This is a genomic window from Lutimaribacter pacificus (assembly GCF_900142185.1).
GTDB classification, from domain to species: Bacteria; Pseudomonadota; Alphaproteobacteria; order Rhodobacterales; family Rhodobacteraceae; genus Lutimaribacter; species Lutimaribacter pacificus.
The window spans coordinates 107099-127394 of sequence record NZ_FQZZ01000002.1; the positions used below are offsets into that span (position 1 = coordinate 107099).

The 20296-nt window shown below is 65.0% G+C and carries 24 protein-coding genes and 1 pseudogene; 12 read left to right on the forward strand and 13 right to left on the reverse strand.

All coding sequences use genetic code 11. The features are described 5' to 3' along the window. The first annotated feature begins 46 nt into the window (after nucleotides 1-46). Complete coding sequence (locus F3H87_RS06505; protein WP_149787782.1) at nucleotides 47-661, forward strand: response regulator transcription factor; 615 nt, start codon at nucleotides 47-49, stop codon at nucleotides 659-661. A 3-nt stretch (nucleotides 662-664) separates the two neighbouring features. Here the strand turns inward: F3H87_RS06505 and msrA are convergent, their stop codons facing one another. The 4 genes from msrA to ypfJ all read right to left on the reverse strand — a co-directional run bounded on the left by msrA (nucleotide 665) and on the right by ypfJ (nucleotide 3066). After that, nucleotides 665-1174 (reverse strand): peptide-methionine (S)-S-oxide reductase MsrA, encoded by a 510-nt coding sequence (gene msrA / locus F3H87_RS06510; RefSeq protein WP_149787783.1) that lies wholly within the window; start codon nucleotides 1172-1174, stop codon nucleotides 665-667. Next, entirely contained in the window at nucleotides 1171-1620 is a 450-nt protein-coding gene (msrB, locus tag F3H87_RS06515) for a peptide-methionine (R)-S-oxide reductase MsrB (protein ID WP_149787784.1), read from the reverse strand. Before msrB ends, msrA begins: the two co-directional genes overlap by 4 nt. Before the next feature lie 87 nt (nucleotides 1621-1707). After that, nucleotides 1708-2223, reverse strand: coding sequence for a phosphatase domain-containing putative toxin (locus F3H87_RS06520; protein ID WP_188129180.1), 516 nt, complete (start codon nucleotides 2221-2223; stop codon nucleotides 1708-1710). Between the two features lie 3 nt (nucleotides 2224-2226). Next, complete coding sequence (gene ypfJ / locus F3H87_RS06525; protein WP_149787785.1) at nucleotides 2227-3066, reverse strand: KPN_02809 family neutral zinc metallopeptidase; 840 nt, start codon at nucleotides 3064-3066, stop codon at nucleotides 2227-2229. Nucleotides 3067-3245: 179 nt separating this feature from the next. Between ypfJ and F3H87_RS06530 the strand changes: the two are divergent. From F3H87_RS06530 to recR, 3 genes and pseudogenes are all read left to right on the forward strand, one after another. Next, nucleotides 3246-5030 (forward strand): annotated as a pseudogene (locus tag F3H87_RS06530) (DNA polymerase III subunit gamma/tau); the annotation flags it as partial. 144 nt (nucleotides 5031-5174) lie between these two features. Then, nucleotides 5175-5519 carry a YbaB/EbfC family nucleoid-associated protein gene (locus F3H87_RS06535; protein WP_149787787.1) on the forward strand — a complete coding sequence of 115 codons (345 nt, stop codon included), beginning with the start codon at nucleotides 5175-5177 and terminating at the stop codon, nucleotides 5517-5519. 79 nt (nucleotides 5520-5598) lie between these two features. After that, nucleotides 5599-6192 (forward strand): recombination mediator RecR, encoded by a 594-nt coding sequence (gene recR, locus F3H87_RS06540; protein WP_149787788.1) that lies wholly within the window; start codon nucleotides 5599-5601, stop codon nucleotides 6190-6192. 8 nt (nucleotides 6193-6200) lie between these two features. Here the strand turns inward: recR and F3H87_RS06545 are convergent, their stop codons facing one another. After that, nucleotides 6201-6779, reverse strand: coding sequence for a LysE family translocator (locus tag F3H87_RS06545; protein WP_149787789.1), 579 nt, complete (start codon nucleotides 6777-6779; stop codon nucleotides 6201-6203). A gap of 120 nt (nucleotides 6780-6899) precedes the next feature. On the opposite strand from F3H87_RS06545, the gene F3H87_RS06550 reads away from it, so the two are divergent. After that, nucleotides 6900-7511, forward strand: a complete 612-nt coding sequence (locus F3H87_RS06550; RefSeq protein ID WP_149787790.1) for a DUF4386 domain-containing protein — start codon at nucleotides 6900-6902, stop codon at nucleotides 7509-7511. A 60-nt stretch (nucleotides 7512-7571) separates the two neighbouring features. On the opposite strand, the gene F3H87_RS06555 is transcribed toward F3H87_RS06550, so the two are convergent. Continuing rightward, nucleotides 7572-8324: a DUF1013 domain-containing protein gene (locus F3H87_RS06555; RefSeq protein ID WP_149787791.1), complete on the reverse strand. Its 753-nt coding sequence runs from the start codon at nucleotides 8322-8324 to the stop codon at nucleotides 7572-7574. A gap of 124 nt (nucleotides 8325-8448) precedes the next feature. Here F3H87_RS06555 and F3H87_RS06560 point away from each other — a divergent pair, with 124 nt between their 5' ends. Next, nucleotides 8449-9087, forward strand: coding sequence for a ribonuclease T2 family protein (locus F3H87_RS06560; protein WP_149787792.1), 639 nt, complete (start codon nucleotides 8449-8451; stop codon nucleotides 9085-9087). A gap of 99 nt (nucleotides 9088-9186) precedes the next feature. On the opposite strand, the gene F3H87_RS06565 is transcribed toward F3H87_RS06560, so the two are convergent. The 3 genes from F3H87_RS06565 to F3H87_RS06575 form a co-directional block, all read right to left on the reverse strand. Further along, complete coding sequence (locus F3H87_RS06565; RefSeq protein ID WP_149787793.1) at nucleotides 9187-9498, reverse strand: H-NS histone family protein; 312 nt, start codon at nucleotides 9496-9498, stop codon at nucleotides 9187-9189. 205 nt (nucleotides 9499-9703) lie between these two features. Beyond that, complete coding sequence (locus F3H87_RS06570; RefSeq protein WP_149787794.1) at nucleotides 9704-10687, reverse strand: NAD(P)H-quinone oxidoreductase; 984 nt, start codon at nucleotides 10685-10687, stop codon at nucleotides 9704-9706. Nucleotides 10688-10697: 10 nt separating this feature from the next. After that, entirely contained in the window at nucleotides 10698-11384 is a 687-nt protein-coding gene (locus tag F3H87_RS06575; protein ID WP_149787795.1) for a COQ9 family protein, read from the reverse strand. A 113-nt stretch (nucleotides 11385-11497) separates the two neighbouring features. Here F3H87_RS06575 and rpsU point away from each other — a divergent pair, with 113 nt between their 5' ends. Continuing rightward, complete coding sequence (rpsU, locus tag F3H87_RS06580) at nucleotides 11498-11704, forward strand: 30S ribosomal protein S21 (protein ID WP_090029267.1); 207 nt, start codon at nucleotides 11498-11500, stop codon at nucleotides 11702-11704. 315 nt (nucleotides 11705-12019) lie between these two features. On the opposite strand, the gene F3H87_RS06585 is transcribed toward rpsU, so the two are convergent. Then, on the reverse strand, nucleotides 12020-13051 hold the full coding sequence (locus F3H87_RS06585) for an alpha/beta hydrolase (protein WP_149787796.1): 1032 nt from the start codon (nucleotides 13049-13051) through the stop codon (nucleotides 12020-12022). After that, the gene (locus F3H87_RS06590; protein ID WP_149787797.1) at nucleotides 13051-14223 is read right to left on the reverse strand and encodes a thiolase family protein; all 1173 of its coding nucleotides are present in this window, start codon (nucleotides 14221-14223) and stop codon (nucleotides 13051-13053) included. Before F3H87_RS06590 ends, F3H87_RS06585 begins: the two co-directional genes overlap by 1 nt. Before the next feature lie 103 nt (nucleotides 14224-14326). On the opposite strand from F3H87_RS06590, the gene F3H87_RS06595 reads away from it, so the two are divergent. The 3 genes from F3H87_RS06595 (at nucleotide 14327) to F3H87_RS06605 (ending at nucleotide 16946) form a co-directional block, all read left to right on the forward strand. Continuing rightward, nucleotides 14327-14665 carry an STAS domain-containing protein gene (locus tag F3H87_RS06595; protein WP_149788211.1) on the forward strand — a complete coding sequence of 113 codons (339 nt, stop codon included), beginning with the start codon at nucleotides 14327-14329 and terminating at the stop codon, nucleotides 14663-14665. Nucleotides 14666-14723: 58 nt separating this feature from the next. Beyond that, nucleotides 14724-15182, forward strand: a complete 459-nt coding sequence (locus F3H87_RS06600) for an ATP-binding protein (RefSeq protein WP_188129181.1) — start codon at nucleotides 14724-14726, stop codon at nucleotides 15180-15182. A 189-nt stretch (nucleotides 15183-15371) separates the two neighbouring features. Further along, nucleotides 15372-16946, forward strand: coding sequence for a gamma-glutamyltransferase family protein (locus F3H87_RS06605; RefSeq protein WP_149787799.1), 1575 nt, complete (start codon nucleotides 15372-15374; stop codon nucleotides 16944-16946). A gap of 33 nt (nucleotides 16947-16979) precedes the next feature. On the opposite strand, the gene F3H87_RS06610 is transcribed toward F3H87_RS06605, so the two are convergent. Continuing rightward, complete coding sequence (locus F3H87_RS06610; protein WP_149787800.1) at nucleotides 16980-17801, reverse strand: sulfotransferase family protein; 822 nt, start codon at nucleotides 17799-17801, stop codon at nucleotides 16980-16982. Between the two features lie 147 nt (nucleotides 17802-17948). Here F3H87_RS06610 and F3H87_RS06615 point away from each other — a divergent pair, with 147 nt between their 5' ends. Both F3H87_RS06615 and F3H87_RS06620 read left to right on the forward strand, forming a co-directional pair. Next, nucleotides 17949-19526 carry a DUF5928 domain-containing protein gene (locus F3H87_RS06615; protein ID WP_149787801.1) on the forward strand — a complete coding sequence of 526 codons (1578 nt, stop codon included), beginning with the start codon at nucleotides 17949-17951 and terminating at the stop codon, nucleotides 19524-19526. Between the two features lie 8 nt (nucleotides 19527-19534). Beyond that, complete coding sequence (locus F3H87_RS06620) at nucleotides 19535-19921, forward strand: histidine triad nucleotide-binding protein (RefSeq protein WP_149787802.1); 387 nt, start codon at nucleotides 19535-19537, stop codon at nucleotides 19919-19921. Here F3H87_RS06620 and uraH read toward each other — a convergent pair. After that, entirely contained in the window at nucleotides 19918-20277 is a 360-nt protein-coding gene (gene uraH / locus F3H87_RS06625; protein WP_149787803.1) for a hydroxyisourate hydrolase, read from the reverse strand. The genes F3H87_RS06620 and uraH overlap by 4 nt on opposite strands. Between the last annotated feature and the right edge of the window lie 19 nt (nucleotides 20278-20296).

A 20296-nucleotide genomic window follows, 5' to 3' on the forward strand; every position in this document is an offset into this window, starting at 1 on the left:
ACAATGGCGGAATGCACGGCCAAGGCCCCGCCAGAGGACGGACAGGATGAAGATTCTCATCGCGGACGATCACGATCTCTTGCGGGACACGCTGGTCATGTTCCTGGAATCGCAGGGCGATATCGAAACGATCTGTGCCCGTGACCTTGGCGAGGCGCAGGACATCCTGAAAAAGGACGATCGTTTCGACCTCGTACTGCTGGATTTCAACATGCCGGGCATGAACGGGCTTGCCGGCATGGAAGCGGTGATGAGGGCCTATCCCCATATCAGCGTGGCGCTCATGTCGGGCGTGGCGACCAAACCCATCGCCGAAAAGGCGCTGGCCGCGGGGGCCGCGGGTTTCCTGCCCAAGACGCTGTCGGCCAAGTCGCTGATCAACGCGGTCAAGTTCATGGCGATGGGCGAACAATACGCGCCGCTCGATTTCATGACCGCAGAGGAAGAGACCCCGCAGAACGAGATGGCCGAGAAACTGTCGCGCCGCGAGCTTCAGGTGCTCGAGGGCCTGACGCAGGGCAAATCCAACAAGGAAATCGCCCGCGATCTGGATGTGCAGGAACCCACGGTCAAGCTGCACATGAAGACGCTCTATCGCAAGATCGGCGCCTCGAACCGCACGCAGGCCGCGCTTCTGGCGCGTGACGCCGGACTGTTCTGATCCTTATTCGGCGGCGTCGCGCCTGGGCAGCACCCAGTCGGGGCGCGGGAAGTGGCAGGTGTAGCCGTTGGGAAACCGTTGCAGGTAATCCTGATGCTCCGGCTCGGCCTCCCAGAAATCGCCGGCCGGCTCCACCTCGGTCACCACCTTGCCGGGCCATAGGCCGCTGGCCTCGACATCGCGGATGGTGTCCAGCGCAACCTGCCTTTGCCCATCGTCCACGAAATAGATGGCCGAACGATAGCTCATTCCCAGATCGTTGCCCTGGCGGTTCATCGTCGTCGGGTCGTGGATCTGGAAGAAATACTCCAGCAGCCGGCGATAGCTGATCGCGTCGGGGTCAAAGACGATCTCGATCCCCTCGGCATGGGTGCCGTGGTTGCGATAGGTGGCGTTCGGCACATCCCCGCCGGTATATCCCACGCGGGTGCGCAACACTCCGGGCAGCTTGCGGATCAGATCCTGCATCCCCCAGAAACATCCCCCCGCCAGAACGGCGCGTTCTTCAGTCATCCGATATCCTCCACCTGGTCAACATACTCGCCATAGCCCTCGGCCTCCATATCGTCACGATGGATGAACCGCAGGCTGGCCGAGTTGATGCAATAGCGCAGCCCGCCGCGATCCGGCGGGCCATCGGGAAACACGTGGCCCAGGTGGCTGTCGCCGTGGCGTGACCGCACCTCGGTGCGCACCATGCCGTGACTGCTGTCCGTCAGTTCCACGATATTGTCCGTCTCGATCGGCTTGACGAAACTGGGCCAGCCGCAGCCCGACTCGTATTTGGCGGACGAGGCGAAAAGCGGCTCGCCCGACACGATGTCGACATAGATACCCGGTGCCTTGTTGCCCAGGTACTTGCCCGTGCCCGGCCGTTCCGTGCCGCTTTCCTGCGTCACCCGGAATTCCTCGGGCGACAGCGCCGCGATGGCGTCAGGCGATTTATGGTACTTGGTCATTCCGGCCCTCCGACTCCTTGTCACTGTGCAATAGATGGTGCGCGCACGCGGATTTCAAACCCATTCGGCAGGGCACTGACGCAGGTTTTACCGGCTGCCGCGATGGATGAACTCCGGCGGCCGCACCCTGATCGCCCACTCCAGTTGCGCGTCGGTTTCCACCGCGCACGGGCGCACATGGCGCAACCGCTCCAGCGCAAGCGCCGGTGCCTCGCCCGCCTCGATCATCAGCCGCAGGGCGATCATGCCCGACCGCCCGCAGCCGCCCATGCAATGCACCAGCACGCGCCCGCCCCCGCGCAGGGCCGACAGGGCGATCCGGCTGGTCTTGTCCCATTTCCGCGTCGTCGCGGCGTCGGGCACGCCGAGATCCGCCACCGGCAGATGCACCCAGCGGCTGCCCCGGTCCTGCATGTCCTGGCCCAGCGTTTCCGCCCCTTCGGCCACCAGTTCGGCCTGCGTTGCCAGCGTGACGACCAGCGACGGCCGCCATTCGCGCAGATGCTCGATATCCTCGGCATAGCTGCCGCCACGGCCGGGCAGGGGGCATATCGCCAGTATCCCGCCGGCAACCGGCAAAGCGTGGATCACCATCTGGCTCATGGCTCAGAGCCTTTCCACACCGAACGTATCGCATTGCCGGATATCGCCGGTTTCATAGCCTTGGGCGAACCAGCGCGCGCGCTGCGCACTGGTGCCGTGGGTAAAGGTATGTGGCTGCGGCACGCGGCCCGCGCGTTTCTGCAACAGGTCGTCGCCGATCATCCGCGCGGCGTTCAGCGCCTCTTCGATGTCGCCGGGTTCCAGCAAACCATCGACCGCGCGTGCCCAGACGCCCGACAGGCAATCGGCCTGCAACTCCAGCCGCACGGTCAGCGCGTTGGCCTGCGTTTCGCCGACGGCCTGCCGCCGCTGGTTCACCTGGCCGAGGATTCCCAGCTCGTTCTGGACATGGTGGGCCACCTCATGCGCGATCACATAGGCCGCCGCGAAATCGCCGCGTGCGCCCAGGCGCTGCGACAGCGTGGCGAAGAACTCGGTATCCAGATACGCCTTGCGGTCGGCCGGGCAATAGAACGGGCCGGTCGCGCCGCTGGCGCTGCCGCAGGGCGATTGCGTGACGCCGGAATACAGCACCAGAACCGGAGGTGTATACTCGCGCCCCAGCTGCGCGGGAAACACCTGGCCCCAGACCTGCTCGGTCGTCGCCAGAACGCGGGACGAGAACTCGGCCGCGCGCTCCTCCCCGGCGGTCAGTTCGCGCGGGGCGGATTGCGTCATCGGTGCCTGCCCCTGCAAAAGCGGCGTCACGTCGATCCCGGCGAAATACCCCAGCGCAAGGATCACCAGCAGGCCGACGCCCCCGATGCCGCCCGCGCGCGCCGCACCGCCCGCCCGGCGGCGATCCTCGATGTTGCGGCTGCCACGCACGCCTTTCAAACGCATCGTATCCCCCCATACAGGCAACGCCGGAAAGGGTGCCGCGCCCCGCGCCGAAAAGCAAGCTTGATGGCGTGCCCCGCAATCTTCGGGCTTTGTACAGCCGGACAGGTCGCAAGCCCGCGCTTTGAGTGGACCTTGCCCCGCGCGGCGCTTAGGTTGGCGAAAGCCCCGAATCCGCGACACGGAAGGCACGCATGAGCGAGACAGCCCAAAACCCCTATCAGGTGCTGGCCCGGAAATACCGGCCCGAAACCTTTGCCGACCTGGTCGGCCAGGACGCGATGGTGCGCACGCTGAAAAACGCGTTCGAAGCCGACCGTATCGCGCAGGCCTTCATCATGACCGGCATTCGCGGCACGGGTAAGACCACGACCGCGCGGATCATCGCCAAGGGCATGAACTGCATCGGCCCCGACGGCAACGGCGGGCCCACCACCGATCCCTGCGGCCAGTGCGAACATTGCGTCGCCATCATGGAAGGTCGCCATGTCGACGTGATGGAAATGGACGCCGCCAGCCGCACAGGCGTGGGCGATATCCGTGAAATCATCGACAGCGTGCATTACCGCGCCGCCTCGGCGCGCTACAAGATCTATATCATCGACGAGGTTCACATGCTGTCGACCAGCGCGTTCAACGCGCTGCTCAAGACGCTGGAGGAACCCCCGGCGCATGTAAAGTTCATCTTTGCCACCACCGAGATCCGCAAGGTGCCAGTCACCGTGCTGTCGCGCTGCCAGCGGTTCGACCTGCGCCGGATCGAACCCGAGGTGATGATGGGCCTGCTGCGCCGGATCGCGGGCAGCGAGGGGGCGGAAATCGCCGACGATGCCCTGGCCCTGATCACCCGCGCGGCCGAAGGATCGGCGCGGGATGCGACCTCGCTGCTGGATCAGGCGATATCCCACGGCGCCGGCGAAACCACCGCCGAGCAGGTGCGCGCGATGCTGGGCCTGGCCGATCGCGGCCGGGTGATGGACCTGTTCGACATGATCATGAAGGGCGACGCGGCCGGCGCCCTGTCCGAACTTGGCGCGCAATATGCCGACGGCGCCGACCCGCTGGCCGTCCTGCGCGACCTGGCCGAGATCACGCACTGGATTTCGGTGGTCAAGATCACGCCCGAGGCGGCCGACGACCCCACCGTCAGCCCCGACGAGCGCGCGCGCGGGCAGCAGATGGCCGGCGCGCTGCCGATGCGTGTGCTCAGCCGCACGTGGCAGATGCTGCTCAAGGCGCTGGAAGAGGTCGCCGCCGCCCCGAATTCGATGATGGCCGCCGAAATGGCGGTGATCCGGCTGACCCATGTCGCCGAACTGCCCAGCCCCGAAGACCTGGTGCGCAAGCTCAAAGATACCACCCCGCCACCCCCGCCCAGCCCCGGCGGCGGTGCCACCGCCGGTCCGGCCGGCGGCGCCATGGCCGATGCCCGCGGCACCCCCGCGCCCACCCATCAGGGCGGCGGCGGCCCCCACGCCCGTGGCGGCGGCGGGCCCGTGGCGGCGCTGGCGCAGGATACCGAGCAGGCCCTCGCGCGCTTTCCCGGCTTTGACCACGTGGTCGAGCTGATCCGCGCCAACCGCGACGTCAAGCTGCTGGTGGATGTCGAAACCTCGCTGCGGCTGGCCAGCTACCGCCCCGGCCGGATCGAGTTCGTGCCCACCGAGCAGGCCCCGCAGGATCTGGCGCAGCGGCTGGGCAGCGCCCTGCAACGCTGGACCGGCAATCGCTGGGCGGTCACGCTGGTGAACGAGGGCGGCGCCGAAACCATCGCCGAAAAACGTGACGCCGCCAATCTGGAACTCAGGAAACAGGCCGAGGCACACCCGCTGGTTCAGGCGGTTCTGGAGAAGTTTCCCGCCGCGCGCATCACGGCCATCCGCACCCCGCAGGAACAGCAGGCGCAGGCCGAGGCCGACGCGCTGGCCGAGGTCGAGGATGAGTGGGACCCGTTCGAAGAGGACTGAGGGCGCATGACACGAAACCGCGCGGTTTTCGCACCCGACCGCGCGGTTTCGTCACCGCCCCGCCCTTGTCCAAACCCCTGCGCGCTGCGATATGTGAACCAAGCGCGGCGCGCCCTTCGCGCCGCCCCGAACAGGAGAAATGAGATGCTGAAAGGTTTGGGTGGTCTCGGCGACATGGCCGGGATGATGAAGAAGGCGCAGCAGATGCAGACCCGCATGGCCGAGCTGCAAGAGGAAATGGCCAGCATGATGGTCGAGGGCGAGGCCGGCGCCGGTCTGGTCAAGGCCACCTGCAGCGCCAAGGGTGAGCTGAAGGGGCTGGATATCGACCCGTCGATCTTCAACGGCGACGACAAGGAAGTGGTCGAGGACCTGATCCTTGCCGCGATCAAGGACGCGCAGGCCAAGGCCGCCGAACGCGCGCAGCACGAGATGGCACGCCTGACCGAGGATCTGGGCCTGCCCAAGGACATGAAACTGCCGTTCTGATCTTCATCGTTCGGCAAATACTCCGGGGAGCGCGAGGGGCCGGCCCCTCGCTCCTGCCGCCGGCCAGGGGCGCACCGCCATGAATTCAACCCGCGATATCGAGGCGCTGATCGACGCGATGGCAAAGCTGCCGGGGCTTGGCCCGCGCTCGGCCCGGCGGGCGGTGCTGCACCTGATCCGCAAGCGCGCGCTGCTGATGCAGCCGCTGGCCGAGCTGATGGGGCAGGTCGCCACCACGGCGCGGGAATGCCTGAATTGCGGCAATGTCGGCACCACAGACATCTGCGATATCTGCGCCAGCGAAAAGCGTGCCAACGGCCAAATCTGCGTGGTCGAGGATGTGGCCGATCTCTGGGCGATGGAGCGCGGCCATGCCTTCAAGGGCCGCTATCACGTGCTGGGCGGTACGCTCTCTGCGCTCGACCAGGTCGGGCCCGAGCAGTTGCGCATTCCCCGCCTGATCGACCGGGTGGACAGCGAACGGGTGACCGAGGTGATCCTGGCGCTGAACGCCACCGTCGACGGACAGACCACCGCGCATTACATCGCCGATCAGCTGGAGGGGCGCGTGACGCTGACCTCGTTGGCGCAGGGCGTGCCGATCGGGGGCGAGCTGGATTACCTCGACGATGGCACGATTGCCGCCGCGCTGAACGCGCGCAAGGCGATCTGACGGCCGGTTCAGGCCAGCAGCATCCACAGCGCCACCCCCGCCAGCAGTGCGGCGAAGCCAAGGTTCAGCCGCCGCGCCGCCGCCGGCTTGCGGAACTGGCGGGCCAGCATGTCGCCCGCGAGCGTCCAGAAGGTAAAGGCCGCCAGGTTGTTGAGGGTAAAGACACTGGTGATCCACAGCGCGTCGGCAATGGCGGGGCGGGTCAGGAACTGGCTGAACATCAGCGCGATGATGACATAGGCCTTGGGGTTCAGGACCAGCAGGACGACACCGCCCCAGAAACCGAGGACTCGCGCCTCGGGCCCTTGTGCCAGATGCCCCGCCATCGCCATCCGCCATGCCAGCCACAGGACATAGGACGCGCCGGCGATCCGCATCGCGCCGGTCAGCGCCGGAAAGGCCGCGATCGCGCCGCCAAGGCCCAGCCCGATCGCCGCTGTCACGCCCCATGTCGCCAGGTGATAGCCCGCGGTGGCCGGCAGCGTCGCCCGCAGCCCGAACCGCGCGCCGTTGGCGGCAAAGATCATGTTGCCCGGTCCGGGGCTGTAGGCGAGCGGGAACAGGAAGAGGATCAGCGCAAGGGTCATCGGGGGCCTCCGGTTTTGCACCGCTTCTGCCCTGCCGGCGGCGGGCGGGCGACCCGAACCATGCGCATTCGGGAAAAAGCTGCTAGGCTCGCCGCGCGCGACAGTCGAAAAGGGGCCGCCATGCCCGTATCCCCCCGGTTTGCCGGTATTTTATACCTTGTCATCATCCTGTGCGGCGTCGCCTCCGAGGCGGTGTTCCGCGCGCCGTTCCGGGCCGATCCCGCGCTGGTGGTAGGCGACGCGCTGGGGCTGCGTATCTCGATGCTGGCCGATCTGGCGATGGCATTGGCCGATGTCGGGCTGGCGGTTCTGTTGCTGGCCCTGTTGCAGCCTTTCGGGACATGGCTGGCCGTCGCCGCGACGGCGTTCCGGCTGGTGCAGGCGGCCTGCATCGCCGGCGGGCTGGGCTGGATCATGGCAGCGATCCTCGACCCGTCCGGCGCCGGTGACTGGCTGTCGCTGCACGGTGTCGCCTACGACGTGTCGCTGGCGTTCTTTGCCGTCAATTGCGTGCTGACCGGCGTTTTGCTGCAGCGCGCCGGGCTGTGGTGGTTGGGACGGGGCGTCGTGGCCTCGGGTATCGTTTATGCGACGGGAAGCGTTCTGCGCATCGTCGCCCCTGCGATGGCGGATGGTTTTGCTGTGGCCTATGCGGTGTCGCTGGTGGCGGAAACGGCATTCTGCCTGTGGCTGCTGCTCGGGGCACGCGGGCTGATGCTGCGGACGGAATGAGAAAGGCCCGGATCGGGCGATCCGGGCCTTGGCATACAGAGGGTGGCGGAACGGCCCCGGTCAGGGCTGTTCGTCCTCATCCTCGTCGTCGTCATCGCTGTCGCCCGGCAGGTTGAAGAAGCTGTCGGCGTCGGGAATCGCGTCTTCCTTGTCGTCGTCATCCTTGAGGCTGAAGGTTTCTAGCCCCTCGATGGCGGTCGGCATACGCGGCGATTCGTCCATGCCCAGCGATTGCTCGGTCGACAGCAGCTTGCGGCGTGCGTCGTCGTCCATCGCCTCGCCTTCCTTGGCGCGCTTTTCGGCGGCCTTTTGCACGGCGGCGTCAAGCTCGGACTGTTTGCACAGGCCCAGGGCGACCGGGTCGATCGGCTGCATGTTCGAGATGTTCCAGTGCGTGCGTTCACGGATCGACTGGATCGTCGGCTTGGTGGTGCCCACCAGTTTCGATATCTGGCCATCGGTCAGCTCGGGGTGGAACTTGACCAGCCACAGGATCGCGTTGGGCCGGTCCTGACGCTTGGACAGCGGCGTATAACGCGGGCCGCGGCGTTTTTCCTCGCCCACGGCGGCGGGGTTGAACTTGAGCTTGAGCTTGTAGAGCGGATCGGCTTCGCCCTTTTCGATTTCGCCCTGCTCAAGCTGGTTGTTGGCGATCGGGTCGAAGCCCTTGACGCCCGCGGCGACGTCACCATCGGCGATGCCCTGCACCTCAAGCTCGTGCATGCCGGTGAAATCGGCGATCTGCTTGAAGGTCAGCGTGGTGTTGTCGACCAGCCAGACGGCGGTGGCTTTTGCCATGATCGGTTTGTTCATGTCAGATCTCCTGAACTCAAATCTTCCCCGCTGCCGGAAAACGGCTGCCCGGTGCGGGCTGGGTTTCCATTGTGGGGGAAATTGGCGCCTGTATACTGCCGGAAATCGTATAAGGAAAGAGTGAATGCGCGTCCTGGCCCTGCTGTGTCTGTGTATCGGCATCGCCGCGCCGCTGGCTGCTGGGAACGACAGGGCGGGGGAATTCGACTATTACGTGCTTGCGCTCAGTTGGTCGCCCAACTGGTGCGCAACCGAGGGCGATGCGCGCAATTCGCCGCAATGCGACGCCTCGCGGGATTTCGGCTGGGTGCTGCACGGGCTCTGGCCGCAATACCACCGGGGCTGGCCGTCGCATTGCCTGACCACATGGCCACAGCCCGGCCGCGCCATGACCCGCGAAATGGCCGATATCATGGGGACAAGCGGGCTGGCCTGGTACCAGTGGAAGAAGCACGGGTCCTGTTCGGGTCTGTCGCCGGCGGATTACTACGCGCTGGCGCGGCGTGCCTACGAGATGGTCAACCGACCGGCGGTGTTCCGGCAGCTCGACAAGCCGGTGCGCCTGCCCGCCAAGGTGGTCGAGCAGGCGTTCATCGAGGCGAATCCGGGGTGGGAGCCCGACATGCTGACCATCACCTGCAAGGATGGCCGGATACAGGAGGCGCGGCTGTGCCTGTCACGCGATCTGCAGCCGGTGCCCTGCGGCCGCGACGTGGTGCGCGATTGCCCGATGAAGGATGCCCTGTTCGATCCCGTCCGCTGATATGTCCGCCGGAATGCAATGCGCCGCCGGAAATGAAACCGGCGGCGCATATCGTTCAGCCATTCAATCGCGCGTCGGGGCAGGCCCCCGGTCAATCGCTCAGATAAGCAGATCGTCCAGCGATTTCCCCTTTTTCAGCGCCTCTTTCACCCATTCGGGGCGGCGGCCCTTGCCCGTCCAGGTGATGGCGGGATCGTCGGGATTGCGGTATTTCGGGATACCCATTCTTTTGGATTTCTTGCCGCCGACAAGATCGTTCAGCGAGAATCCCATTTCCTGCGCTTTCGCCTCAAGCTCCGACAACGCTTTCTGGCGCTGGCGTTCCTTGTAATTGTCAATGGCGCGGGCAACCTGTTTCTGAAGGGTTCTGAGTTCGTCGAGTGACAGCGAGTCGAGATCTATTTGTGACATTCTTTCATTTCCATCTTTCCGCCATACAGTGGCGGCGCTTTTAGCAGGCATGAATTGTAATAACCGGCGTTAAGCCCAGTGATTACGAACCGTAGCAGGAAAAGGAAGAATGATGAATTGGTAATTTTCAATTCATTCAAACTCAATCCCCGCGCAATTTGAACGCGGGGGTTGAATTCAAAGCCAAATGATTAACGCCTGAGAGTCAGGCGACTTTCAGCACGATTTTTCCGATATGGCTGCCTGCTTCCATTCGGGCATGGGCATCCGCGGCCTTTTCAAGGGGGAATTCGCTGTCCATGACCGGCGCGACCTTGCCCGCCTCAAGCAATGGCCAGACATGTTCGCGCAGCGCCTCGGCGATTTCGGCCTTGGCCAGGTCGCTTTGCGGGCGCAGCGTGCTGCCGGTGATGGTCAGGCGCCGGGTCATCATCTGGGCGAAATTCACCTCGACCTTGGGGCCCTGCAGGAACGCGATCTGCACCAGCCGCCCGTCATCGGCCAGCGCGCGCAGGTTGCGCGGGATATAAAGGCCCCCCACCATGTCGAGGATCAGGTTGGCGCCGCCTTCCTCGCGCATAACCTCGACGAAATCCTCGTCGTTGTAGATGATCGTGCGATGCGCGCCCAGGGCGGCGCAGGCGGCGGCCTTTTCCTGTCTGCTGACGGTGGCAAACACCCGCGCGCCGAATTCGCGTGCCAGCTGGATCGCCGTGGTGCCGATGCCGCTGGCGCCGCCATGCACCAGGAACCGCTCTCCGGCTTTCAGGCCGCCGCGCATGAACACGTTGGTCCAGACGGTGAAAAAGGTCTCGGGCAGGCACGCGGCCTCGCGCATGTCCATGCCGGCGGGCACGGGCAGGCAATGTGCCGCCGGTGTAGCGACGTATTCGGCATATCCCCCGCCCGGCAGCAGCGCGCAGACCTTGTCGCCGACCTGCCAGTCATGCACGCCTTCGCCAAGGGCCGCGATTTCGCCCGCAGCTTCGAGCCCCGGCAGGTCGCTGGCCCCCGGTGGCGGCGCATAGGCGCCGGCGCGTTGCAGCGCATCGGGCCGGTTCACGCCGGCCCAGTGCACGCGGATCACCACCTGGCCGGGTCCGGGCGCGGGGCGCGGGCGTTCGGCCTTTTTCAGGACCTCGGGACCGCCGGGTTCGGAAATCTCGACGGCGCGCATCGTTTCGGTCATGGTCTTCTCCTTATTGCGATCCGGGCCATTGGCCGGGCATGTCGTCGGACGCACGCATCGGTGCCCTGATCCTGCCCAGCAGGCCAAGGGGGCCCGCAAGGATGGTGGTGAAGGCGCGGTTGTCGCGCAGCTTGCCCTTGACCTTTTCGAACTGCATCACGTTGTCGATCCGGCGGTCCAGAAACGCCCACGTGGCCTGGTGATCCTCGCTTTCGTCGCCCAGCCAATAGAGAACCGTGGCGCTGTAGACACCGCTGAGAATGGTCCGCTTGGTGTACCAGTTCACATCGTCCGACTGGTCGCCCAGCACCGTCCAGATCCTGTCGGCCGTGCCCCAGATCGCGCGCGCCCCGTCGCCGGCATATTGCGGCAGGGCGAACAGGGTCGTGCCGCGGCGCACGATTTCCTTGTCCTCGGCGGCCTCGATGCGGAGCCGGACCGCCGCGGTTACCCGGTCCCGAAAGCGCATGCCGGACATATCTTCGGCCTGGATGCGGCGCACCATCTCGTCATCGCCGCGCTGGTGATAGGCCATCGCCAGGTCCACCGCACCGCGCGGGCAGGTGGCCTGCGCCAGCGCCGGATCGACAGCTGCATCGGCCACCGCCGCATCGAAACTCGCCTGGCTCCACCCGTCAAAGGGCACATGCATCAGGGCTGCATCGAGCAGCCGGTCTTTCACGCTCTGATCGTCCATCGGGGCCTCCGTCGGCTTTTGGCGTTACCCTAGACAAGTAAGGCGGGCTTTGCTATATGGCCACTTCCTGCAATTTCCTTGCAACTCAAACTTAGAAAGGTGGTGAAAACCACATGCAGGTTACTGTTCGTGACAACAACGTCGATCAGGCGCTCCGTGCCCTGAAGAAAAAGCTGCAGCGTGAAGGCGTTTTCCGCGAAATGAAGCTCAAGCAGCATTTCGAGAAACCGTCGGTCAAGAAAGCACGCGAAAAGGCCGAGGCGATTCGCCGCGCCCGCAAGCTGGCACGTAAGAAAGCGCAGCGCGAAGGTCTGCTTTAAGCCCTTCGTCCTGACGGACAGAGAAAAAACGATGACCCCCGGGCGTTGCTTCGGGGGTTTTTCTTTTTTGGGAGCAATGCGTGTCGGTTCGCGCCTGATCGCGGGAGAGCCTGCGACGCACCCTGCCCGGAACGGCCGCGCAGCGGCCCGGGCATCGCACGGCCGCCCCCCGGCCGGGCGATTGGCTGCCGCAGGTGCCACGGTCAGAGGGAGGATGTGGCTGCACGATAAAATGCCAGTCACAAACGTCGGATCGCCCGACCGCGGCCGTGCGATGCCCTCCGGTTGCGGACACTACCATTCCTTTCCAGGCGCTCAGCCCAGCGTCTTGCGCAGCCAGTCGGCGGAGCGGCGCAGCGCCGCGTTGCCTTGCGGGACGACCTTGGTCAGCGATGCGAAGGCATGGACCTGACCGGGGAATTCGGCCAGCTCTGCCGCAACGCCCGCATCGCGCAGTGCGGCGGCATGGGCCTGCCCGTCATCCCATAGCGGATCATGCCCCGCCACCACGATCATCGCCGGCGGCTGGCCCACCAGATGTGGCGAGAACAGCGGCGAGACACGCGGATCGAGCCGGTCCTGCGTTTCGGGCAGATACTGGTCGAGATACCACCGGATGCGCACCACCGGCAAAAGCGGTTGATCCTTCAGCGATTGCATGGATTGCGATGTCATGCGCGCGTCGACCGCCGGATAGATCAGCAGTTGCCCGGCCGGCACGGGCAGCCCCGCCGCGCCCAGATCGTGCATCAGCACCGCCGTCAGGTTGGCCCCCGCGCTGTCGCCGCCCACGGCCAGCCGCGCCGGGTCGATCCGCAGCGCGGTCGCGCCCGAAACAAGCGCCCGATAACAGGCCAGCACGTCATCCGCGCCGGCGGGAAACTTGTGCTCGGGCGCAAGCCGGTAGTCATAGGAGATAACCCGGACGCCCGCCCAGTCGGCCAGCTTGCCGCACAGCCCGTCATGGCTGCCGATACTGCCCTGCACCCAGCCGCCGCCATGCAGGAAAAGCAGGGTCGGCGCATCCTCGCCTGCCCCGGCAGGCGTATAAAGCCGCGCGGGCCGTGGCCCGTCGGCACCCGGCAGGGTGATATCCTGCCTGTTCACACTCGCCGGTGTGGGGCGGTCGAATTTCGCCGCCATCATCTCGATCTGCGCGCGGCTTTCCTCAAGGCTGGGCATGGCGCCCGGCGCGCGGACAAGTCCGACCAGATCACAGAGAGCCTGCGCGCTGGCGTCGATTTTCCGCCCGTCCACCACCGGCAATCGCCCGCCATACAGCGCCCGCCTGGCGCCATCGGGCAACAGCACGCGCGCCAGCGCAAGGGCCAACCGCAGTTTCTGCATCAGACCCGCTCGATCGCGATGGCGGTGCCTTCGCCGCCGCCGATGCAGATCGCCGCGATACCGCGTTTCAGCCCGCGTTTTTCCAGCGCGTTCAGCAGCGTCACCATGATCCGCGCGCCCGATGCGCCGATCGGATGGCCCAGGGCACAGGCGCCGCCATTCACGTTCACGATGTCGCGCGGCAGGCCCATTTCCTTCATGAAGGCCATGGGCACGACGGCGAATGCCTCGTTCACCTCCCACAGGTCGACATCCGAGGTTTTCCAGCCCAGACGGTCCAGCAGCTTTTTCGCGGCCGGCACGGGGGCGGTCGGGAAATCCTTTGGCGCATGGGCATGGCTGGCGTGGCCCAGGATGCGGGCGCGCACGTTCAGCCCCTGCGCGTCGGCAGCATCCTGGCTGGCCAGCACCAGCGCCGCGGCACCGTCGGAAATCGACGAGGAATTGGCCGCCGTCACCGTGCCGTCCTTGCGGAAGGCCGGTTTCAGCATCGGGATCTTTTCGGGCCGTGCCTTGGCGGGCTGTTCGTCCTTGGTGATGACTTCCTCGCCGGTGCGGGCGTGGATGGTGAACGGGGCGATCTCGCCGTCGAAGGCGCCCGAGCGTTCGGCATCCAGCGCGTTTTCAAGCGAGGCGATGGCGTATTGGTCCTGATCCTCGCGGGTGAACTGGAACGCCCCGGCGCAATCCTCGGCGAAGGTGCCCATCAGGCGGCCCTTGTCATAGGCGTCTTCCAGCCCGTCCAGGAACATATGGTCCTTGACTTCCTGGTGGCCGATCCGTGCGCCGCCGCGCATCTTGGGCAGGATGTAGGGCGCATTCGACATCGATTCCATGCCGCCCGCGATCATCGTGCCGGCATGGCCCAGCGCGATCTGGTCGAACGCCACCATCGCCGCCTTCATGCCCGATCCGCACATCTTGTTCAGCGTGGTGGCGGGCACCTCTTCGCCAAGCCCCGCCGCGAACCCGGCCTGTCGGGCGGGTGCCTGGCCCTGTCCTGCGGGCAGCACGCAGCCCATCAGGACCTCGTCCACGGTCCCGGTGCCCGCGTCTGCCAGCGCGGCGCGGATCGCCGCGCCGCCCAGATCGGCGGCTGCGACCCCGTCGAACACGCCCTGAAATCCACCCATCGGCGTGCGCGACGCCCCTGCGATCACAACGTTCTTCATGGCTCACTCCCTTATCCTTTGTTCCTGCATACCGAATGGTAAGGAATGCCGTCTAGCCTTCCGTCGCAGAGCAGTATTTCTACCAATGAACGGATCGGAGCGGATGCAGCTTTCGGCAAGACAATTCGGGCCATTCCACGTGGTCGACATCGCAGGGCCGCGAATCGACGCGGCGGTCGCCATCGCCTTCAAGGATTCGGTGCGCGACCTGACCGATGATATCGACGGGGATGTCATCCTGAACCTCGGGGCAGTGGATTTCATCGATTCCAGCGGTCTGGGCGCCATCGTCGCCGCGATGAAGCAGCTTGGCCCCGACCGGCGGCTGCACCTCGCCTGCCTGTCGCCGGCGGTGGAAAAGGTGTTCCGCCTGACGCGGATGGACAGCGTTTTCACCATTCACCGATCGCTCGACGCGGCGCTGGGCGATCACGGGGCATAGGGCAAAAATGGCGGATGCACGGCAGAAAACGATACCCCCCGCCCAGGGTGGCGGCGCGTTGATCGTCAATTTCCACGCCACCCCCCTGAACGTGCGCGAGGCGCTGGGCACGTTGCTGACCTATCTTGCGCCGCTCGGCCTGCCGCCCGATCAGCGCGACACGATCCAGCTGGTGCTGGCCGAGGCGCTGAACAACGTGACCGAACATGCCTATCCCGCCGGGGCAGGTGGGCCGATCTACCTGCGCGCCCTTGCCGAATGCGCGGAACTGACCGTCATCATCCGGGATCGCGGCGTGCCCCTGCCGGCCGAGCTGATCCTGTCGGAGGGCAAGGCCGGCCGCGATCCGGCCGACCTGCCCGAAGGCGGTTTCGGCTGGCACCTGATCCGCAGCCTTGCCAGCACGCTCGATCACAACCGCCTGGCGCGGTGGAACGAGCTGAAGGTGGTGTTCTCTCTTGCCCGGTTCGCGGGTGGGCCTGCCTGCCACCAAATCGCCCCAAAGCCATCGGAATAGCGCCAGAATCCAGCGGCATAACGATTCCCGTAGCTGCATAGGCTTCCCTCGGCGTCGCGTTTTCACAGCCCCCACCCAGTGCGCGGCGCCGAGGTTCTTACCCTTCCGAAAATTCCCGGACCGGCGCGATTGGCATTCCCTGCCTGCCGCCTTACTCTCCGTCGCATAACGGACAGGAGGCTGCCGATCATGCGCGATTTCCACATTCCCGGCCGCTCGCCGGTGCTGGCCACGAACGGCATCTGTGCCACGTCGCACCCGCTGGCGGCAAAGACCGCCCTCGACATCCTGAACCGCGGCGGAAACGCGATGGATGCGGCGATTGCCGGTGCGATCCTGCTGGGCATCGCCGAGCCGCAGATGACCGGCATCGGCGGCGATTGCTTTGTCCTCTATACCCGGCCGGGCGACAGCACGATGCGGGCGCTGAACGGGTCGGGCCGCGCCCCGGCGGCGGCCAGCGCCGCCGACCTGCGCGCCCGCGGCCTGACCGCGGTGCCGCTGACCGGCCCCGAGGCGGTGACCATACCCACCGCCATGGCCGCCTTTGCACACCTTTCGGAAACCGAGGGCAAGCTGGGGCTCGATACCCTTCTGGCGCCCTCGATCCATTACGCCGACGAGGGCATTCCCGTCGCCCCGCGCGTGGCCTTCGACTGGCCCGAGGCGGCGAAATGCCTGCACCCCAAGGCGCGCGATTTTTACCTGGTCGACGGCAAGGTGCCGACCGCCGGCCAGATCTTTCGCGCGCCGGGCCAGGCCGAGGTGCTGCGCCGCGTGGCCCGAGATGGCATCAAGGCGTTCTACGAAGGCGAAGTGGCCGAGGACATGGTTGCCGCGCTCAAGGCGCTGGGGGGCGTGCACGAAATGGCGGATTTCGCCGCCGCCGCGCCCATCGACAGCACGCCGGTCAGCGGCACCTACAAGCGGGCCGAGCTTGTCGAGCATCCGCCGAACGGGCAGGGCGCCACGGCGATCCTGATGCTGAACATCCTGTCGCATTTCGATATCGCCTCGCTCGATCCGATGGGCGCCGAACGCGCGCATCTTGAGGCCGAGGCCGCGAAACTGGCCTATGACGCGCGCAACCGCTTTATCGCCGATCCCGGCCACACCACCCGGCTGGAGCATATGCTGGCCCCGGAAACCGCCGCAAAGCTGGCCGCGCTGATCGACCCGAAAACGGCGATGCCCGCCGCCGCCCCGCTGACCGAGGCGGTGCACAAGGACACGATCTATATCACCGTGGTGGATCAGGACCGCATGGCGGTCAGCCTGATCTATTCGATTTTCCACGGCTTCGGTTCGGGCATCGCGTCGGACAGGTTCGGCATCCTGCTGCAGAACCGCGGCGCGGGCTTCACCCTGCAAGAGGGGCACGCGAACGAAATGGCGGGCGGCAAGCGCCCCATGCACACGATCATCCCCGCCATGCTGCGGCAGGGCAGCGCGCTGATGCCCTTTGGCGTGATGGGCGGCGCCTATCAGCCCAACGGGCACGCGCGCGTCGTGTCGAACATGGTCGATTTCGGGATGGGCCCGCAGGCGGCCATCGACGCGCCGCGCGCGTTTTCCGATGCCGGCACGATGAAGGTCGAGCGTGGATACAGCGACGCGGTGCGCGCCGAACTGGCCGCGATGGGCCACAAGGTCGAGATCCCGGGCGGCCCGATCGGCGGCGGCCAGGCGATCCTGATCCGTGAGGATGGCATCCTGGAAGGCGGGTCGGACCCGCGCAAGGACGGTATCGCGCTGGGTTACTGACGCGCAAAGGCCCGCCGCCCCGGCGGGCCTGTTTCAGGTGTCGCCCAGCTTGGCGTGCACCTCGTCCAGGTCGATCTCGCCTATCGGCATCTTGTTCGACGGGTCGTCGAAATCGTATTTGAACAGCGCGAAATCGCGGTGATAGATTTCCTTCACCAGGTGCATCGACAGGTCGTCGAAATAATCCTCGACCGGGTGCGCGCGTTTCGGGCCGTGACCTTCGGATTCGTTGAATCGCGGAATCTTTTTCAGATCGACCTTTTTCGGCGTCTTGATCGCCTTCAGGACATCGCCCATCCCGTCGTTGAAATCCTCGGTCCAGAAGATCTTGTCGTAACGCCCGCCGTTCAGGATGAAGGTGCTGACATGGCCCGACATGGCCGACCAGTGAATGTCGGGCTCCATCGGCTTGCGCCAGCGGATCGTGTCGCGCGCAAACAGCAGGAAGCGGCGGAAGGATTTGATCTGGTCGAACTCGAAACCCGTTTCGGGCTCGCCCACCTCGATCCCGTATTTCTGGATCAAGAGCGGCACCAGGTTGCCGCGATAGCGTTTTCCGTTGCGCTGGATGCCGCAGATCTTGTCGAAGAACGAGCTGAGGATGCGGGTATAGGGGTTGCGCACACAGGTGAAGGCATAGGATTTATGCGCCTTCACATTCGCCTCGATCAGCGGCTGGCTGGCCTCGATCGCCCATTTGTGCATACCGCCGGTGGCGTCGTGAATGTCACCGTCGAAAAACGTGCCGTGATCCGAATAATACATGATCTGCCCGATGGTCGAGCAGGCGCATTTGGGGACCACGCGATAAACGACGCTTTCACTCTCCGTCATCCAGGTTCCTGGGAAACCCATCTTGCCTACCGCGCCTCCATGCAGTGCGTCATTTTTTCAAGACGCGTTCATGCTGTTTGAAAAATCCGAATTCGCCTGTTTATTCAATGGCAGTTCATCTTTATCTAGATACCGTGACCCAGTAAACAGAGGCTTTCATACATTCGCATGGCCAGGATCGCCTTCATATTGCTGTGTCACAAGGACCCCGAGGCGATCATCGAACAGGCCGAACGGCTGACGGCGGCGGGCGACTACATGTCGATCCATTTCGACGCCAGCGCCAGCCCCGAACATTTCGACCGGATACGCGATGCCCTTGGGGACAATCCCAACGTGGTTTTCGCCCGCAAGCGGGTCAAATGCGGCTGGGGGGAATGGAGCCTTGTCCAGGCGACGCTGAATGCCGTCGAAACCGCGGTTGCGTCGTTCCCGCGCGCCACGCATTTCTACATGCTGTCGGGCGATTGCATGGCGATCAAGTCGGCCGAATACACCCATGAATTCCTGGACCGCGACGATTGCGATTACATCGAAAGCTTCGACTATTTCGAAAGCGACTGGATCAAGACGGGCTGGAAAGAGGAACGGCTGATCTATCGTCACTGGTTCAACGAACGCACGCAGAAAAAACGGTTCTACTGGATGTTCCGGGCGCAGGAACGCCTTGGCCTGACGCGTGAGATTCCCCCCGATATCCAGGTGATGATCGGCAGCCAGTGGTGGTGCCTGCGCCGCCGCACCATCGAATGGATCCTGAACTTCACCCGCGAGCGCAAGGATGTCATGCGGTTCTTCCGCACCACCTGGATCCCCGACGAGACATTTTTCCAGACGCTTGTGCGCCACCTTGTGCCGGAAAGCGAGATCAGCACCCGCACGCTGACATTCCTGATGTTCACCGATTACGGGATGCCGGTGGTGTTCTACAACGATCACTACGACATGCTGCTCAGCCAGGATTTCCTGTTCGCGCGCAAGATCAGCCCCGAGGCGACCGAGCTGAAGGCCCGGCTTGGCGCGCTATATGCCGCCGAGAATGTCGAGTTCAAGATCTCGAACGAGGGACGCAGCCTGTTCAGGTTCCTCGCCGGTCGCGGCCGCATCGGGCGCCGCTTCGCCACCCGGTTCTGGGAAACCGAATCGACACTGGGCCGCGAACGCGAGTTGATGATCATCGTGTGCAAGAAATGGCACGTGGCCAAGCGCCTGCTGAATCGCATCCGGCAGGTCACCAACATCCCCGCCATCGAATACCTGTTCAACGAGGAAGGCACGCAACTGCCCGACCTCGGCGGCATCCAGTCGACGCTGGGCAAGCGCACCCGCCACCGCCGCGCGCTGATGCGGATGCTGTTCGACTATTACGACACCGACCGCCTGATCGTCTGCATGGACCCCAACAATATCGACCTGCTGCACGATTTCTGCGGTGACCGCTCCACCACAAGGCTGCTCGAGGTGCAATGCCAGTTCACCGACGATTTCCTGACCGGCCACGCCAGGCGCGTGGGCCTTGCCGGCGAACAGACCCCGCGCGAAACGCTTGAGCGGCTGTTGCCGACGATCCGGCAGGACATCACCTTTGAAATCGACCGTATCCGCGATGCGAATTTCGAAAACCACAACCGCATCCGCGAATCCGACAGCCCCGAGGACAACGCCGCGTCGATCGCGCAATTCCTGTCGATCACGGGCGACAAGGCGCGCGAGATCGCGGAAACCGAATACCTGTTTGCTGACTGAGGTGCACGATGGCCTATGCCTATGACGACCAGAATATCTTTGCCAAAATCCTGCGCGGCGAGATCCCGAACAACACCGTCTATGAAAGCGCGCACAGCCTTGCCTTTCACGACATCCAGCCGCAGGCGCCGGTGCATGTTCTGGTGATCCCCAAGGGGCCCTACGTGACCTATGACCATTTCGCCGCCGAGGCGTCGGATGCCGAGATTGCGGATTACACCCGCGCCATCGGCGAGGTCTGCAGGCTGGTCGAGGTCGCGCCGGGCAATGACGGCGGCGGCTATCGCCTGATCTCGAACACGGGCGAGGCCGGCGTGCAGGAGGTGCCGCACCTGCACATGCATGTGCTGGGCGGGCGCGTTCTGGGCCGGATGCTGCGGCGGTTCGACGATTAACTGCCGCGATAGGTGGAATAGCCGTAGGCCGACAGCAACAGCGGCACATGGTAATGCGCCTCCGGGTCGGCCATGCCGAACCGGATCGGGATCTGGTCCAGGAACAGCGGTTCGGCCCCGGCCTGCGCGGTGGCGCGCAGGTAGTCGCCGGCGAAAAACACCAGCTCGTATGTGCCCGCCGCGAACTTGCCTTGCGGCAGGATCGGCGCATCGGTGCGGCCGTCCTCGTTGGTTTCGGTCTCGGCGATCTTGCGGTGCGAATTGCCGCTGACCTTGTAAAGCGCGATCTTCACCCCCGCGGCCGGCAATCCGCGCGCGGTGTCCAGAACATGTGTCGTCAGGTATCCTTTGGGCATGAATCGCTCCTTTTTTGGG